This is a genomic window from Pseudomonas sp. ATCC PTA-122608 (assembly GCF_001952855.1).
Taxonomy (GTDB): domain Bacteria; phylum Pseudomonadota; class Gammaproteobacteria; order Pseudomonadales; family Pseudomonadaceae; genus Aquipseudomonas.
The window spans coordinates 89,059-105,987 of sequence record NZ_LPNO01000020.1; the positions used below are offsets into that span (position 1 = coordinate 89,059).

The 16,929-nt window shown below is 61.8% G+C and carries 15 protein-coding genes; 8 read left to right on the top strand and 7 right to left on the bottom strand.

Annotated elements, in window-relative coordinates; translation table 11 throughout:
- The first annotated feature begins 58 nt into the window (after positions 1-58).
- Entirely contained in the window at positions 59-547 is a 489-nt protein-coding gene (locus tag AU074_RS18680; RefSeq protein WP_076015971.1) for a DMT family transporter, read from the top strand.
- Here AU074_RS18680 and AU074_RS18685 read toward each other — a convergent pair whose 3' ends face one another.
- The 5 genes from AU074_RS18685 to AU074_RS18705 all read right to left on the bottom strand — a co-directional run bounded on the left by AU074_RS18685 (position 548) and on the right by AU074_RS18705 (position 5,851).
- Positions 548-1,879, bottom strand: coding sequence for an MFS transporter (locus AU074_RS18685; RefSeq protein ID WP_076015972.1), 1,332 nt, complete (start codon positions 1,877-1,879; stop codon positions 548-550). It abuts the gene before it with no gap.
- A 59-nt stretch (positions 1,880-1,938) separates the two neighbouring features.
- Positions 1,939-2,877, bottom strand: coding sequence for a hydroxymethylglutaryl-CoA lyase (locus tag AU074_RS18690; protein ID WP_076015973.1), 939 nt, complete (start codon positions 2,875-2,877; stop codon positions 1,939-1,941).
- On the bottom strand, positions 2,874-4,067 hold the full coding sequence (locus AU074_RS18695; protein ID WP_076015974.1) for a CaiB/BaiF CoA-transferase family protein: 1,194 nt from the start codon (positions 4,065-4,067) through the stop codon (positions 2,874-2,876). The genes AU074_RS18690 and AU074_RS18695 overlap by 4 nt, the downstream gene beginning before the upstream one ends.
- A 197-nt stretch (positions 4,068-4,264) precedes the next feature.
- Positions 4,265-5,176 (bottom strand): LysR substrate-binding domain-containing protein, encoded by a 912-nt coding sequence (locus tag AU074_RS18700; RefSeq protein WP_076015975.1) that lies wholly within the window; start codon positions 5,174-5,176, stop codon positions 4,265-4,267.
- Positions 5,177-5,851 carry an NAD(P)H-binding protein gene (locus AU074_RS18705; protein ID WP_076015976.1) on the bottom strand — a complete coding sequence of 225 codons (675 nt, stop codon included), beginning with the start codon at positions 5,849-5,851 and terminating at the stop codon, positions 5,177-5,179.
- Positions 5,852-5,966: 115 nt separating this feature from the next.
- Here AU074_RS18705 and AU074_RS18710 point away from each other — a divergent pair, with 115 nt between their 5' ends.
- On the top strand, positions 5,967-7,154 hold the full coding sequence (locus AU074_RS18710) for an MFS transporter (protein ID WP_076015977.1): 1,188 nt from the start codon (positions 5,967-5,969) through the stop codon (positions 7,152-7,154).
- Here AU074_RS18710 and yiaY read toward each other — a convergent pair.
- Complete coding sequence (gene yiaY, locus AU074_RS18715) at positions 7,121-8,269, bottom strand: L-threonine dehydrogenase (RefSeq protein ID WP_076015978.1); 1,149 nt, start codon at positions 8,267-8,269, stop codon at positions 7,121-7,123. The genes AU074_RS18710 and yiaY overlap by 34 nt on opposite strands.
- A 127-nt stretch (positions 8,270-8,396) precedes the next feature.
- Here yiaY and AU074_RS18720 point away from each other — a divergent pair, with 127 nt between their 5' ends.
- Positions 8,397-9,413: a DUF4917 family protein gene (locus tag AU074_RS18720; protein WP_076015979.1), complete on the top strand. Its 1,017-nt coding sequence runs from the start codon at positions 8,397-8,399 to the stop codon at positions 9,411-9,413.
- Positions 9,414-10,159: 746 nt separating this feature from the next.
- Here the strand turns inward: AU074_RS18720 and AU074_RS18730 are convergent.
- A complete protein-coding gene (locus tag AU074_RS18730; protein ID WP_003209127.1) occupies positions 10,160-10,702 on the bottom strand; it encodes a helix-turn-helix domain-containing protein in 543 nt (180 codons plus the stop codon).
- A gap of 104 nt (positions 10,703-10,806) precedes the next feature.
- Here AU074_RS18730 and AU074_RS18735 point away from each other — a divergent pair, with 104 nt between their 5' ends.
- The 5 genes from AU074_RS18735 to AU074_RS18755 all read left to right on the top strand — a co-directional run bounded on the left by AU074_RS18735 (position 10,807) and on the right by AU074_RS18755 (position 16,903).
- The gene (locus tag AU074_RS18735; protein ID WP_076015980.1) at positions 10,807-11,589 is read left to right on the top strand and encodes an aldolase; all 783 of its coding nucleotides are present in this window, start codon (positions 10,807-10,809) and stop codon (positions 11,587-11,589) included.
- A gap of 28 nt (positions 11,590-11,617) precedes the next feature.
- Positions 11,618-12,505, top strand: a complete 888-nt coding sequence (locus tag AU074_RS18740) for a dihydrodipicolinate synthase family protein (RefSeq protein WP_076015981.1) — start codon at positions 11,618-11,620, stop codon at positions 12,503-12,505.
- 206 nt (positions 12,506-12,711) lie between these two features.
- Positions 12,712-13,251 carry an RNA polymerase sigma factor gene (locus AU074_RS18745; RefSeq protein ID WP_076015982.1) on the top strand — a complete coding sequence of 180 codons (540 nt, stop codon included), beginning with the start codon at positions 12,712-12,714 and terminating at the stop codon, positions 13,249-13,251.
- Positions 13,248-14,216 carry a FecR domain-containing protein gene (locus tag AU074_RS18750; RefSeq protein ID WP_076015983.1) on the top strand — a complete coding sequence of 323 codons (969 nt, stop codon included), beginning with the start codon at positions 13,248-13,250 and terminating at the stop codon, positions 14,214-14,216. The genes AU074_RS18745 and AU074_RS18750 overlap by 4 nt, the downstream gene beginning before the upstream one ends.
- Before the next feature lie 128 nt (positions 14,217-14,344).
- Positions 14,345-16,903 carry a TonB-dependent receptor gene (locus tag AU074_RS18755; RefSeq protein ID WP_076015984.1) on the top strand — a complete coding sequence of 853 codons (2,559 nt, stop codon included), beginning with the start codon at positions 14,345-14,347 and terminating at the stop codon, positions 16,901-16,903.
- Positions 16,904-16,929 lie beyond the last annotated feature (26 nt).

Sequence of the window (16,929 nt, forward strand, 5' to 3'; positions counted from 1 at the left end):
AATTTAAATTTGCGCGACGAATAGCCTAGAGTCCAGCAAAACCTCTGGGAGATTGATGATGACGACGATGCATTGGGTAGGTTTATTGCTGTTGGCGGCGTTCGCCGGGGCGGTGGTGCCGTTTCAAAGTGCGATCAACGCCAACCTGGGACGCGGCCTGGGCCATCCGTTGTGGGCCACCCTCGCCTCGCTGCTGGTGAGCATTATCGTGCTGCTGCCGGTGATCCTGGCCCTACGCCTGCCGCTGCCCAACCTTGGCTTTATCACCAAGGCGCCGCTGTGGATGTGGAGCGGCGGTGCGTTCGGTGTGTGCTTTATCTCGCTGGCACTGATCCTGATGCCCAAGCTCGGCGCTTCGGGGTTTATCGCCCTGGCGATGGCCGGGCAGATCATCGCTTCGTTGATGCTGGATCACTTCGGCCTGTTTGGGCTGGTGGAACGCCAACTCACCGCGCCCCGGTTGATCGGGGCGCTGATGTTGATCGGCGGCGTGGCACTGATTCAGTTCAGCGCCACGCCCACCCGATCGCTGGTAGCCGCGGGCTGATCAGTGTTTGTCGAGGGTGCGCAGTTTCTGCGGCAAGCCCCACAGCAACAGCGCCGCCGCCAGCAGCGCACACACGCCGATGACATACAGCGCCGGCGTGGTGCTGCCGGTCAGGTCCTTGATCCGGCCGACCATCACCGGGCTGACGATGCCGCCAAACTGGCCCAGGGTGTTGATCACCGCAATCCCGCCCGCCGCGCCCGCCCCGGCACCGGCCAACAGCTTCGGCGGCAAGGTCCAGAAGGTCGGAATCGAGGCAATGATGCCCGCGCCCAGCAAGCTCAGAGCGACGATCAAGAACGTGGTGTGGTCCGCAAAGATTCCTGCACAGAAGAACCCCACCGCGCCCAGCGCCACCAGGCCACTGACGAACTTGCGGCGCTCACCGGTAGCGTCGGACAAGCGCCCGATCACCACCATGCTGATGGCGCCGCAGACGTAGGGAATCGCCGTCAGCAGGCCGATCATCACCGGGCTCTGGGTGCCCGCACTGCGGATCAACTGCGGCGCCCAGAAGTTCAGTCCGTAGGACGCTACCTGGATCAGGAAGTAGATAAAGCCCAGCATCAGGAAGCCGGGAATCCTGAGAGCCGCCAGCAATGAGCCGCCGCTCTTGTGGGGTTCATGCACGGCAATGCGGCTGGCCAGCAACGTCTTCTCCGCCGAGGTCAACCAGTGGGCATCCTCGATGCGGTCCTTGAGCAGCTTGAGCACCAGGAAACCCAGGCCAACGCAAGGCAAGCCACCGAGCAGGAACAACCAGTGCCAGCCGCGCATCTGCAGGACGCCGTCGAGGTGTTCCAGCACCAGCCCGGAGAACGGCGCGCCCACCAGCCCGGCAAACGCCGACGCCAGGAACAGCATCGACGTGATGCGCCCACGGTAGTGCTGCGGGAACCACAACGTCAGGTAATACAACACGCCTGGGGCAAACCCGGCCTCCATCGCACCGATGATGAAGCGCAGGCCGTAGAACTGCCACTCCGCCGTGACGAACACCATGGCGGCCGTCGCCAGCCCCCACGACATCATGATGCGCGCGATCCAGCGGCGGGCGCCGACCTTGTACAGCATCATGTTGCTCGGCACTTCGAAGATCACATAGCCGACCACAAACAGCCCGGCGCCGAGGCCGTAGGCGGTGTCGCTCAAACTCAGGTCAGCCTGCAGCTGGAACTTGGCGAAGCTGATGTTGATGCGGTCAAAAAATGCGAACAAATAGCAGACCATGATCAGCGGCATCAGGCGCCAGGCGACCTTGCTGACCAGGGCTTTTTCGGCATCGTGCTCAGCGGCCGGGCGCACGCCGGCCTCCAACGTATTAAGGCTCATTGTTTCTCTCCAGCGGACTGCTCGCAGGCGTCCGATTGTTTTTGTTGTCTGGTGGCGGCTTACAAAGTGGCGATGTAGGCCGGTGGCGGATGCAGGTCGCAATTGCGCCCGGCCTTGGCCACCTGGCCCGGCAGTTCATGGCCGAGCAGGGCCGGCAATTGCCGCGACATGTGCAGCAGGTGCGGCAGGTCGATGCCGGTGTGAATCCCGACTTCGTCGCACAGGTTGACCAGGTCTTCGGTGCAGATATTGCCCGACGCGCCGGGAGCAAACGGGCAGCCGCCGAGGCCGCCCAATGCGGCATCAAACCGTCGCGCTCCGGCCTCGTAGGCGGCCAGTACATTGCACAAACCCAGGCCGCGGGTGTTGTGGAAATGCAGGGTCAGGTCGCTCGCCGGAACACGTTCCAGAACGCGTTTGACCAGGCGTTCGACCTGACGCGGGTTGGCCATGCCGGTGGTGTCCGCCAGGCTGATGCCCTGGATGCCCAGCTCGCGGTAGGCATCGACCAACTGCAGCACGCGGTCTTCATCAATCTTGCCCTCGAACGGGCAGCCGAAAGTGGTGGCGATGCTGCCGTTGAGGCGCACCGGATAGTCGGCAGCGAAACTCACGATGTCGCCGAACGCCGCCAACGAGGCCTCGCAGCGCATGCGCATATTCGCCAGGTTGTGGGTCTGGCTGGCGGACATCACCAGGTTCAACTCATCGGCCCGGGACTCGATGGCACGCTGGGCGCCCTTGAGATTGGGGATCAACGCCACGTAGATAATCCCAGGACGGCGGGTGATGCCCTGGAACACTTGTTCACCATCACGCAATGCGGGAATGGCCTTGGGTGAAACAAACGAACCGGCTTCGATCCGGGAAAAACCCGCCAGGGACAGTTGGTCGATCAACGCGATCTTGTCGACAGTCTCGACCCAAGTCGGCTCGATTTGCAGCCCATCCCGGGGCGAGACTTCCTGCACGATCAAGGCATCGGAATAGCTTTTCATTGCACCACTCCCGAAGTTTTCAGGCGTTGAATATCGGCACCGCTCAAGCCCAGGTCGCCGAGGATTGCATCGGTGTGCTGGCCCAGACTCGGGCCCTGCCAGTTCACGGCGCCAGGGGTTTCCGACAGCTTGGGCACGATGCCGGGCATCTTCACCGTGAGGCCGCCGGGCAGGTCGGCGCTTAGCAGCATGTCGCGGGCCTGGTAGTGTGGGTCGGCGACGATGTCAGCCACTGAATAGATGCGCCCTGCCGGTACTTCGGCGACTTCCAGGGCGCTGAGCACCTGGTCGATGGGCAGGCTGCTGGTCCAGTGGGTGATGGCGGCGTCGAGCAGGCCGCTCTTGGCCGCGCGGCCGTCGTTGTGGGCAAACTCCGGCGCTTCGGCCAGGTCGGCGCGGCCAATGGCGAGCATCAGGCGCTTGTAGATCGGGTCGCTGTTGCCGGCGATCACCACGTAGGCGCCGTCGGCGGTCAGGTAGGTGTTGGAGGGTGCGATGCCGGGCAAGGCGCCGCCGCTGCGTTCGCGTACATGGCCGAGCATGTCGTATTCCGGTACCAGGCTTTCCATCAGGTTGAACACACTTTCGGCCAGGGACACGTCGACAATCTGGCCGTCGCCCTGGCCGGTCTTGACCCGCAGCAGCGACATCAGCGCGCCGATCACACCGTGCAGTGAGGCCAGGGAATCACCGAGGCTCACGCCCACCCGTGCCGGTGGCGAGTCCGGGTTGCCGGTGGTGTAGCGAATCCCGCCCATGGCCTCGCCGATGGCACCGAAGCCCGGGCGGTCGCGGTAAGGGCCGGTCTGGCCGTAGCCCGAGATGCGCACCAAGGTCAGCTTGGGATTGAGGGCGTGCAGTACGTCCCAGCCCAGGCCGAGTTTTTCCAGGCCGCCGGGGCGCAGGTTTTCGATCAGCACGTCGGCGTCACCCAGCAATTGTTTGACCAGGTCCAGGCCTTCTGCGGACTTGAGGTCCAGGGCCAGGGACTTCTTGTTACGCGATTGCAGGTACCACCACAGCGACGTGCCTTCGTGCAGCTTTCGCCATTTGCGAAGCGGATCGCCCTGCCCCATGGCTTCGATTTTGATCACCTCGGCGCCAAACTCGGCCATCAGCCGGGCGGCGAACGGCGCGGCAATCAGGGTGCCGATCTCGATCACCTTGATACCGCTCAGGGGAGCCGTCATGGGGTGTACCTCTTGTTCTTGGAATGTGAGCCAAGGCTAGAGGACACGGGCAGTAGAAATCCAACCGTCAGTTGGCAACGAGCGTTCGCCAAATGCGAAGGCTTGAGTCAGAGTTGGTCGTGGCGAGGGAGCTTGCTCCCGCTGGAGTGCGTAGCGCCCGGCTTTTTTTGGGGCTGCTACGCAGCCAGGGTATTTGCTTACGCCTGCTCCCGCCGCAGGTAATCGAACAACAACCGACTCACCGGCGACAACTGCGCTTCATCACGCACCACCAGGATCAGGCTGCGATCCGACCAGGCATCCGTCAGGGGCACCGCGTGCAAACCCAACGCCCGGCCAAACAATTCATAGGCCTTTTGCGGCAGGATGCCGATGCCCATGTTGGCCTGGACCATTCGGCACATGGCATCAAAGCCCGGCACATGGATCCGCAGGCGCAACACCTTGCCCGCCTCCCGCGCCGCCGCGTGGGTGCGCATGTTGATCGAGCTGGCGGAATGCAGCCCCACGTAGTCGCTGTCCAGCGTCTCGGCGAACGCCAGTGTCTTGCGCGAGGCCAACGGGTGATCCGCCGGCATCAGCACCACCAGTTTGTCCCGGCGGTAGGTCACGCCGGGCAGGCCTTTGGTATCGGTGTCGCTGGAACAGATGCCCAGGTCCGCCACCCCATCGATCACGCCCTGGACCACGCCATTGCTGGGCCGCTCTTCCAGGTCAGCTTTGACCTGCGGGTGCAGCGCGGAAAAGTCGCGCAAGTCTTCCGGCAGGAACTGAATGATCGCCGAGAGATTCGCCAGCATCCGCACATAGCCGCGCATGCCGTGGCTGTGTTCGCCCAGTTCCAGGCCCATTTTCTCGACGTTGAACAGCATCTGCCGCGCATGGTGCAGCAAGGTCTCGCCGGCGGCCGTGAGCTGCATGCCCTTGGCCTGGCGCACAAACAGGCTCACGCCCAGCACCTGTTCCAACTCCATCAAACGCTTGCTGGCCGCCGAGACCGCGATGGCTTCACGGGCCGCAGCGCGGGTCAGCGTGCCTTCTTCATGCACCGCCACAAACAACTGCAGCGTGATCAGATCAAGGCGACGAACCAGGCTTTTGTGCAGCATCTAGGCGCGCTCGGTGGCCAGGCGATTGATATCGGCCTGCTCCACCACCGGCAGAGGTGCGCCGTGCCGGACGGCCGAGAGCATCGCGCGACCAACGGTTTCCGTACTCACTACCCACGCCGGCCGCACATGGCGCAGCAGCGACAACAACGGGCCGACCACGGTGTAGATGGACTGGTAGAGCGGGGTTTTCGAACGCACACCGTGCAACGGCTGGATCACCCCGGGACGGAACAGGTACACCGCCTTGAACGGCAGGCGCAGCAACGCATTCTCGGTCTTGCCCTTGATCCGCGCCCACATGGTTTTGCCGGTTTCGCTGCTGTCAGTCCCGGCGCCGGACACGTAGATGAAGGTCATTTGCGGATTGAGCCGGGCCAGGGTGCTGGCGGCCACCAGGGTCAGGTCGTAGGTCAAATGGGTGTACTTGACCTCGTCCATGCCCACCGAAGAAACGCCCAGGCAAAAGAAGCAGGCATCGAAACCTTGCAGCAGATGCTCCAGCGGCTGGAAATCGAACATGTCGGCATGCAGCACCTGGTGCAGCTTGCCGTGTTCCTGGGCCAGTGCGGTACGGCCTACGGCGACCACTTCCTGCACGTCACCGGCCAGCAGGCACTCGCGCAACACGCCCTGGCCGACCATGCCGGTGGCGCCGAATAATAGAACTCTCATAAGGTTGGTTCCTAAGCGACAAGCGGTTAGCTTCAGGCTGCCAGCTAGAGACAAACACACTAGCAGCTTGTAGCTTGCGGCTTGCAGCTTACTGCTCAACAGGATCTTTTGCCCCTTGAAAAGCACCACCACCCTCGCCATCGCCTGCAGCGCGGCCTTTCTGTCCCAGGTTGGCATCAGCAGCTATCTGCCTGCCGTGCCGGCAATTGCCTTGTCATTGACCGCCGCAGAGGATCAGGTAGCACTGGCCCTGGCGGTGTATTTGATCGGCATGGCGTTGCCGATGCTGCTCTGGGGCAGCCTCGGTGAGCGGCTGGGCAGAAAGCCGGTGTTGCTGGCGGCGTTGGCGCTGTATGCGCTGGCCAGTGCAGCGATTCCGTCCGCCTACAGCCTCGAATCGTTCCTCGGTCTGCGGCTGGTTCAAGGCCTCGGCGCGGGCGGCGTGTCGGTGATGGCGCGGGTGTTGGTTCGCGACAGTTTCAGCGGTGTCCTGCTGGCCAAAGGCTTGTCGTGGCTGGGGATGACGTTCGTGATCGCCTTGGGCATCGGGCAGTTTGTGGGCTCGCTGTTGCAGGTGGCGTTTGGCTGGGAGGCGATCTTTTATGGGCTGTCGGTGGCGGCTGTCGGCTTGATGATAGCGCTGCAACGGGTGGTGTTTCCGAGATTGGAAAACGCCTCTGGACACGCCTCGGCCTGGCGCATCTACGGCACGATCCTGCGCCATCCGGCGTTCCTGCGGCCTGCATTGGCGGGCGGTTTGGGTTACGGGGTGATCATCGCGTTCAACACCTGCGCACCGTTGATTTTGCAGGGCCATTTCGAGTGGAGCGCTGCGCAATATGGCTGGCTCGGCTGGCCGATCAGCGGGGCGTATCTGGCGGGGGCGTTGATGGTCAATCGCCTCGTCGCCCGCACCGGGCGCCTGTCGATGATGAGTTGGGGCGTGGCGTTGGTGATGTGCGGCAGCGCGACGATGTTGCTGGGCAGCCTGTTCGCCAATGGGCTGGCGATCCTGCTGTGGCTGCCGTATTGCCTGGCGGTGTTCGGGCAGTCGATGAGTTATCCCATCAGCCTGTCGCTGGCCAATGATGAATCACCGGTGAGCGGCTCCTACGCCATGGCCTTGAGCGGTTTCATGCATCAGTTGATGGCGGCGGCGATCGGCGGGGTGGCCAGCCTGTTGGCGAGTCAGCAGGCCTGGCCGTTGGCGGTGTTATGCGTGGCGCTGGCGGGCGGCGCACTGCTGTGCGTCGCCATGGCCAGGGCTGATCAGAACGCGCTGCGAAAGATCTCTTCAATCTGACGCTGATCCGCGCGCCGTGGGTTGGTCAGACCGCAGGCGTCCTTCAGGGCGTTGGACGCCAGCAGCGGGATGTCCTGCAACTTGGCGCCCAACTCCCGCAGCCCGGCAGGAATTTCCACGTCCTGGGACAGGCTGCGAATTGCCGCGATGGCCGCCTGGGCGCCCTCTTCCACTGAGGTACCTTTGATGTCTGCGCCAAGGGCCCGTGCCACATGGCTCAGGCGCTCGGCACTGACGCTGGCGTTGAAGCTTTGCACGTGGGGCAACAGCACCGCATTGCACACGCCGTGGGGCAAGTCATACAGCCCGCCCAACTGGTGCGCCATGGCGTGCACGAACCCCAGGGACGCATTGTTGAAGGCCATGCCGGCAAGGAACTGCGCATACGCCATGTTCTCCCGGGCGGCCATGTCTTGGCCGTCGCGCACCGCAATCCGCAGGTTGGCGCTGATCAGTTCGATGGCCTTGATCGCGCAGGCATCGGTGATCGGATTGGCGGCGGTGGACACGTAGGCTTCGATCGCGTGGGTCAGCGCATCCATGCCGGTGGCGGCGGTCAGGCCCTTGGGCATGCCGACCATCAGCGCCGGGTCGTTGACCGACAGCAGCGGCGTAACGTTGCGGTCGACGATAGCCATTTTCACGTGACGGGTTTCGTCGGTGATGATGCAGAAGCGGGTCATTTCGCTGGCAGTGCCGGCGGTGGTGTTGATGGCCACCAGCGGCAGTTGCGGTTTGGCCGACTGGTCGACGCCTTCGTAGTCTCCGATGTGCCCGCCGTTGGTCGCACACAGGGCAATGCCTTTGGCGCAGTCATGGGGCGAGCCGCCGCCCAGGGAGACCACGAAATCGCAGGCACTCTGTTGCAGCAGCGCCAGGCCTTTTTCGACGTTCTCGACATTCGGGTTGGGCTTGGCGCCGTCGTAGACCACCGAGTCGATGTCCTGCATCGCGAGTTTCTCGGCGATCATGCTGGCGACACCTGCCTTGGCCATCCCGGCGTCAGTGACGATCAGCGCCTTGCGAAAGCCATAGTTGCGAATCGCGATCATGGCTTCGTCGAGGCAGTCGATGCCCATGATGTTGACGGATGGAATGAAGAAGGTGCTGCTCATGGTGGCTAATCCTCGAAAGTCGTTATGCCTACAGCATCGACCTCGATTGCCTGCGGCATCTTGACCAGGATCAACGCCCGCTCGTGATAAAGTCACCGCCCAGCCGATTTTGAGTAGACACGCCGCAATGAAGGATTCCCAGGATTTTGACGCCCACCTTGAAGACTGGAACGCCTTGCGCAGCAGTACCGCCTTCAGCGGGATCCTGATCGGCAACGGCGCCAGCCGCGCAGTGTGGGAAGACTTTGCCTACGACTCACTGTTCGAAAACGCCCGCGCCGTGGAAGAAAAACCTCTGAGCCAGTCCGAACTCAGCGTGTTTGACGCGATGCAGACCCGCAGTTTCGAACAGGTGCTGGGCGCGCTGAAAACCACCAGCCGGGTCAACAAGGCCTTGGCGGTCAGCTCAGCGGCGCCACGTAATCGCTACTACGCGATCAAGGAAGCGCTGATCAATACGATCCACAGCGTGCATATTCCGTGGCGCCTGGTGCAGCCTTCGACGCTGGCGACGATTCATCAGGAGCTGGCGAGTTATCCGACGGTTTTCACCAGCAATTACGACTTGCTCAACTACTGGGCGATCCTGCAGGCGCCGGGCATCGATGATCTGTTTCGCAGCGCGGATGCGAGCTTTGACCTGCGTAATACCGCCACCGACAGCACGCGCATTTTGTATTTGCATGGTGGTTTGCACCTGGTGCGTAACCTTGACGGTACGGCGCGTAAATTGCCGACCACTGACAGCACGTTGCTTAGCAGTTTTGCGATCAACAATACGATCAAGACGCTGGATGATGTGCCGTTGTTTGTCAGCGAGGGCAAGGTTGAGGAGAAGCTGAAGACTATTCGCAGTTCTGACTATTTGTCGTTCTGTTATGAGCAGTTGTTGAGCCATGAGGGCGCGCTTTGCATTTTCGGGCATCACCTCGGCGCGCAGGATGTGCATCTGGTGCAGGCGATTCGGCAGGCGAAGATCAAGACGTTGGCGATTTCGGTGTTTGGGCGCAGTGCGGGGTTTATTCAGCAGCAGAAGCGGCGTTTTGCGGAGTTGTTTGAAGGGGTGGATGTGGAGTTGCGGTTTTTTGATGCGCGTAGTCATGCGCTTGGGGATTCGGGGCTTTCGGTGCCCGTGGAGCGGTGATTTGGGGTGGGTGTACATATCCGTTGCTGCGGTAACGGCCACTTAGGGTTCCGCTCTTACAGCGGGTCACTTTTGGCAAACGCCCCAAAAGTAACCAAAAGGTCTTTGCCCCACCACTCGGTACCTCGCTTAGGCTCGGCATGCCCGCACTCCGGCCCGATTCCGCGGGCCGCCGCGACGGGGCCCGCAGATCAAGATCAAAAGCAAGAGCACAGCGGCCTACCGGCCGGCTTGAGTGTTAAGAGCGAAAGCAGAGCTGCTTTCCTGTAGGAGCGAGCTTGCTCGCGAAAAACCTGAGACCGCCGCGTTGAATCAGAATGCCCGCGTCATCGTTAACGACCTTCGCGAGCAAGCCCGCTCCCACATTTGGACCGTGCCCGCTTTAGCTTTTGATTCTGCTGTTGCTGTTGCTTCACCACACTCAAGCCGGCCGGGAGGCCGCTGTGCCCTTGATCTGCTTTTGATCTTGATCTTAGGCGCCCCGTTAAACCACGCTGGCCGAACGCAGGCTTTGGAGCGTGGGTAACCCGGCAGGACGCCGGGTTAGCCGCGCTGGGCCAAGGATGGCCCATCGCGGCGGCCCACGCTCCAAAGCCGGAGTGAGGGCACACCGAGCCCAGGCGAGGTGCCGAGTGGTGGGGCAAGAGCGTTTTGCTTACTTTTGCGCTGTTCAAAAGTGAGCCGCTGTAAGAGCGGAACCATAGGCGGCCGTTACCCAAATAACGGATATGCCCCCACCCCCACAATCACCCCTCAGCACTATGCACCACCACCAAAAGCTGCGCCTGAACCTCCCCCACCGACCGAATCCGATGCGGCTTCTGCGCATTGAAATGCAACGCATCCCCCCGATTCAACACCACCCGCTCACTCATGAAGTCCACCTCAACCTGGCCCTCATGCACAAACAAAAACTCCTCCCCCAAATGCTCCTTGAAGGTCTTGTCGGTGAACTCCGCCGGCGGGTAAATGATAAACGGCAACAAACTGCGCTCACTGACCTGATGCGCCAGCACCGCATATCCCGGTGACGCATCGGTACCCGACAACGCCTGCCGTTCATGGCTGCGCACCAGGCTGTAACTGTCGAGACTGACGTTGTCTTCACTGAACAGCTCTTCAACCTTCACGTTCAACGCCTTGGCCAACTTCAGCGCCGCAGCGATCGAAGGCGTATTCAGCCCGCGCTCAACCTTCGACAGGTAACTCTTGGTCATCCCGGATTTTTCCGCGAGCGACTCCAAAGTCACGCCAAGCTTTTTTCTCAGTATTTTCAAACGGATAGACATGTGCAGCGGTTAATCCATTAAAGAGGCGATGATGAATGCTTGCCAATGACACTTTGTGTCATATAGTCTCTTTAGTGTCATTAGCGACGAACAAGGACACTGACATGGCCAAGACATTAGCACTCCCGAAAGACCAACTGGTCAAGCAAGCGCTGAGCCAGATGCAAAACACCCTGGCGGATAATACGTGGACCGACCGGCAAAAGCTGGCACTCACCTGCCGGATCCTGTTCGAAAACGGCCACGACTCCGGCCTCGCCGGGCAGATCACCGCACGCGGCCCCACTCCGGGCACTTATTACACCCAACAACTCGGCCTGGGTTTCGATGAAATCACCGCCAGCAATCTGCTGCTGGTCAATGAAGACTTGGAGGTGCTGGAAGGCCACGGCATGCCCAACCCGGCCAACCGTTTTCACAGCTGGGTGTACCGCGGTCGCCCGGATGTGAACTGCATCATCCACACTCACCCGACTCATATCGCTGCGCTGTCGATGCTGGAAGTGCCGCTGCAGGTGTCCCACATGGACCTCTGCCCGCTGTACGAAGACTGTGCATTCCTCGAAGCCTGGCCCGGCGTGCCGGTGGGCAACGAAGAAGGCGAAATCATCACCGCCGCCCTGGGGGATAAGCGCGCGATTCTGCTTTCTCACCACGGCCAACTGTCCACCGGGGCGAGCATCGAGGAAGCGTGTGTGATCGCACAGTTGATCGAACGTGCCGCCAAGTTGCAGCTGCTGGCGATGGCCGCCGGCACGATCAAACCGATCCTGCCGGAGCTGGGCCGCGAAGCCCATGACTGGATTTCCAAGCCCAAGCGCCACGGCGCCGCGTTCAACTACTACGCTCGGCAGAACCTGCGTCAACACGCCGATTGCCTGAACTGAACCCATTTTTTCGACCGGAGACTTTTCCATGTCCAGCCCTTCTATTCACGGCATTATCGGCTACACCATCACCCCGTTCAGCACAGACGGCCAGCGCATTGACCTGGACGCCCTGGGGCTTTCGATCGACCGTTTGATCGACAGCGGCGTGCACGCTATCGCCCCGCTGGGCAGCACCGGCGAAGGCGCATACCTCAGCGATACGGAGTGGGATGAAGTCGCTGCCTACAGCCTCCAGAAAGTGGGCAAACGCGTGCCGACCATCGTCAGCGTCTCCGACCTGACCACCGCCAAGGCCGTGCGTCGCGCGCAGTTTGCCGAAGCCCACGGTGCCGACGTGGTGATGGTGTTGCCGGCCTCGTACTGGAAACTCAGCGAGGCGGAAATCCTCGCTCACTATGCGGCTATCGGCGACAGCATCGGTGTGCCGATCATGCTCTACAACAACCCGGCCACCAGCGGCACCGATATGTCGGTGGACTTGATCCTGCGCATCGTCAACAGCGTCGACAACGTGACCATGGTCAAGGAAAGCACCGGGGATATTCAGCGCATGCACCAGTTGCATCGGCGCAGCGAGGGCGAGGTGCCGTTCTATAACGGCTGCAATCCGCTGGCACTGGAGGCGTTTGCCGCAGGGGCGAAGGGTTGGTGCACGGCGGCGCCGAACCTGGTTCCGCAGCTCAACCTGGATTTGTATGAAGCCGTTTTGGCCAATGATTTGGAGAAAGCGCGGGAGCTGTTCTATCGCCAGTTGCCGCTGCTGGACTTCATCCTCAAAGGCGGCTTGCCGGCGACGATCAAGGCCGGTTTGCGGCTGACGGGGCTGGAGTCGGGTGATCCACGGTTGCCGGTGTTCCCGTTGGGTGAGGCTGGCCGTGTTCAGCTTCAGGAGCTACTGACCCTGTTGCGCTGAAACGCAATCCAAATGTGGGAGCGGGCTTGCTCGCGAATGCGGTGAGTCAGTCGACATATTAATTGACTGACTCACCGCCTTCGCGAGCAAGCCCGCTCCCACATTTAGCCCGCATCCAACCGTAGAATTTCAATAGAGACAAATGACAATAATTCTCGATATCATTCGCGACTTTTCCACGTCGTGCTTCGTCAAGAAGGATATCCATGTCTCGTCTCAAGCCCGACCCGCTGTCGGCCGATGCCTTTCGCGGGTTTTATGCAGATATCCTGCATTTCCTGCGCAAGCGCACGGACAACGCCAGCGACGCGGCAGACATGACCCAGGATGTCTTTACCCAATGGCTGGACTACCGCGACCGGGCTAAGGTCGAGCAGCCCCGGGCGTTTCTGTTCCAGATGGCGCGCAATCTGCTGCGCGATCACTGGCGCAAACAAAAGGTGCGGCACACCGTCCACCAGCAACAGGCCGAACTGGATGCAGAGCCTGTCAGCGACTCGCGAGACGATCCCATGGCCGCCGCGCAACGCCTGCAACGCCTGGAACAGCTGAAAGAAGTCCTCTCTGAACTCTCGCCCAGAAGACGAGAAGCCCTTATGCTGCATCGCTTCGAGGGCCTGAGCCAGGCGCAGATCGCAGAGCGCATGGGCGTTTCGGTCAGCATGGTGGAAAAGCACATCGCTTTTGCCTTGCTGCATTGCAAGCAGCGACTTCAACAAGACCAGGGCAAGGAGCAGCCAGAATGACCCGCCTGAGCGATATCGACACCTGTGACATCGAGGCCAGCGACTCCATCGATGCCCAGGCCGCCAGCTGGTTTGCGCGCAACCGCAATGACACGGGCCGCGCCGACCGCAAGGCGTTTGCCGCCTGGCAATCCGAGCCGGCCCATGCCCGTGCCTATGCCGAATTCGAACAGCTGTGGGCCGACCTGGCCCAGTTGCAGCAACTGAACAAACCCACACCGATGCCCGTGCGCAAGACACCCGCCTGGCGCCCGGCCCTGGCGGTGGCTGCCGCCCTGGTATGTGCCCTGTTGGCAAGCAACCTCGGCGCCCCGCGCGAGCTGTTCCACGCCCAGGTCGCGGCCCATGCCAAAGGCACGCGCACCTTGCATCTGCCCGATGGCAGCACCTTGTACGTCAACGCCAACACGCGCCTGCGGGTGGACTTCAACAGTCACCAGCGCATCGTGCATCTGGATCAGGGCCAGCTGTATATCGAAGTGGCACCTGATAAGGAACGGCCACTGTACGTGCAGGCCGGCGAAGCCAATGTGCGAGTGGTCGGCACCGGCTTTGATGTGCGGCGCAGCAAGCAGCAACTGGTGGTCAGTGTGGCCCACGGGCAAGTGGCGTTCGATCCGGATTCCAAGCTGCCGGCCACCCTGCTCGGCGCCGATCAGCGCGCTACGTTCAGTTATGCCAAGGGCACGCTGCAGCAGCAAACCCTCACTGTCGGCGAGGTCGCCGATTGGCGCGGCGGACACGTGTCGTTTCGTAATCGCGAGCTGGCCAGCCTGATGGACGAGTTAAGCCTGTACCGGCCACAGGCGCCGTTGCTGGTGGACAGCGCAGTGGCGCAGCTGAAGGTCTCGGGCAATCTGGACGTGAATGATCCGGACGCCCTGCTCACCGCCCTGCCCGCCCTGCTGCCGGTGAAAACCGTGCCCCTGGCCGACGGCAACATCAGGATTGAGCCTCGAAAATAATCCCTCGATACGCTCACTTGAGAATATTTTGCATTCGCATGTGAGGATTATTTTTCCTGCCGCGTCTTCCTCGGGTCTGCGTTTGATACGCACACCTTTTTGGCCATTTGGCTACTCCGGGGGATTACATGTTTCGCGCGCCTTGCCACGTTCAGCACCTGTTTCTTCGACCCACCGCCATTGCCGCCTGCCTGGCCTTCAGCCTGAGTGCCCAGGCCGAGTCGTTCAAACTGCAATTGCCGGCCCAGTCCCTGGCCACGTCCTTGAGCCAGGTGGCGCAGCAGGCGAAAATCCAGCTGCTGTTCGATGAAGCGCTGCTGAAAAACGTCCAGGCGCCGGCCCTCAATGGCGACTTCACACCGGAAGTGGCGATTCGCACCTTGCTCAAGGACGGCGAGTTCGTGTTGCTCAAGGTCGGCAGCACCTACGTGGTACGCCCCGAAGAAGGCAAGACCACCAACAGCAGCGCGATTCAGCTGGAGGCCCTGAGCGTGATCGGCACCGGCAACGAGGTGGACTCCACCACCGTCGGCCGTTCCACCCTGAGCCAGGCCGACATCGACCGCTACCAGTCCAACAACATCCCCAGCCTGCTGCAGACCTTGCCCGGTATCAGCCAGGGCGGCTCGCTGAAGCCCGGCGGCCAGACCATCAACATCCGGGGTTTCGGCGACGCCGAAGACGTGCCGCTGACCGTCGATGGCGCCACCAAAAGCGGGTTTGAGCGTTATCAGCAGGGCACCGTGTTTATCGAGCCCGAACTGATCAAGAGCATCGAAGTGGAGAAAGGCCCCAACTCGCCCTTCAGCGGCAACGGCGGCTTTGGCGGTACGGTCAACATGACCACCAAGGATGCCCCGGACCTGCTCAAGGACGGCCGCAACAGCGGCGCCATGCTCAAGTACGGTTACTCCAGCAACGACCATGAACAGGTCTACAGCAGCGCGGTCTACGGGCGTACCGATGATGGCCGCTTCGACGCCCTGGCCTACCTGACCCAACGCGACGGCGGCGACATGAAGCTGGCTGCCACTCTGCCCAACGACAACAACCAGTACCCGATCAACCCCAAGCGCCTGCCCAACAGCGCACAGAACGTGGACGGCCAACTGTTCAAGGTAAATGCCCACTTTACCGATGAGCACAGTCTTGGCCTGTCGTATTCGCGTTCCAACAGCCAGCGCTGGACGCCCTTCTCTGCCGCCAGCTACCCGACACCGCCGACCCAGGCCAACATCGACCGCTATGGCTACGAAGCCGCGCTGAAACGCTTCCTGGCCAACCGCAACACCGTCGACACCACCTGGTCCGGCAAGTACGAATACCAGCCGATGAATAACCCGCTGGTGGACTTGACCATCAAGTACTCCGAATCCAACACCGACCAGACCGACGAGCGAGACGCTACGGCGTTTTTCCAGTTGGCCACTGGCGGGCGCAAGATGGACACCTCCTACAACGACAAGAACCTCGACGTACGCAACGTCAGCCTGTTTTCCACCGGTGCGTTGCAGCACGCGGTGACCACCGGTGTGCAAATCCGCAAGCACACCCGGGAAACCGAAATGTGGATGCCCGGCGCCACCTACAACACCCCGAAATACAACTACGGGCACTTCCAGCCGGGCTTCATGCCCCATGGCAAGGTCGACACCAACAGCTTCTTTATCCAGGACGCGGTGACGCTGGGCGATGTCACCATCACCCCGTCGATGCGCTATGACCACGTACGCAACCGCGGCGAAGCCAACGACGCGCCGTACTACAGCAACCCTGACCCGGCCATCGGCCACGACTACAGCGACCGCACCTACACCGGCTGGTCACCGCGCCTCGCGGCCTACTGGACCATCACCCCGAACGTGGCGCTGTTTGCCAACTGGAGCCGCACCTGGCGCGCCCCGGTGATCGACGAGCAGTATGAAGTCCAGGGCCTGGGCAGCCGCACCGCCACCAGCCTGGACCTGGACCCGGAGCGCATCACCTCCATCACCCTGGGCAACGTCACCAGCTTCGGCGACGTGTTCACCCACGGCGACAACTTGCAACTGCGTACCACGCTGTTCCACAACAAAGTCGAAGACGAGATCTTCAAGGCCACGGGCGTGGGCTGCCAGAACCAGGCGGTCAATGGCGGGACGATTTCCAGCGCCTGCCCGCCGGGGGCGATGTCCAACTACCGCAACATCGGCGGCATGACCATCAAGGGCTTTGAGGCCGAGAGTTTCTACGACTCCACCTACGTGTTCGGCTCGGTATCGTTCGCCTACACCACCGGCAAACACGAAGGCGCCTACACCAACCCGTGGGGCCCGGACGTCTGGGCGCGGGACATTCCGCCGACCAAATGGGTGATCGTGCTCGGCACCAAGATCCCGAGCCTGGACGCTCAGGTGGGCTGGCAAGGGCAGTTCGTCGGCGCCACCAGCCGTTTGCCAAGCGACAAGTATTCCGGCGGCCCGGGTACCAGTATCGGCGACCTGTTCTACGATCAGTACGGCAACAAGCGCTATAACACCCAGGGCCTGTTCGCCAGCTGGAAGCCGCAGCAGGCTTACCTCAAGGGCACCGAAGTCAACTTCACCGTGGACAACCTGTTCAACAACAACTTCCGCCCGGCCCTGAGCGGCGACCGCGCCTACACCAAGGGGCGGGATGCGAAGATCAGCGTGACGCGGTTCTTCTGACCCCCACCTAATCGATGTGGGAGCGG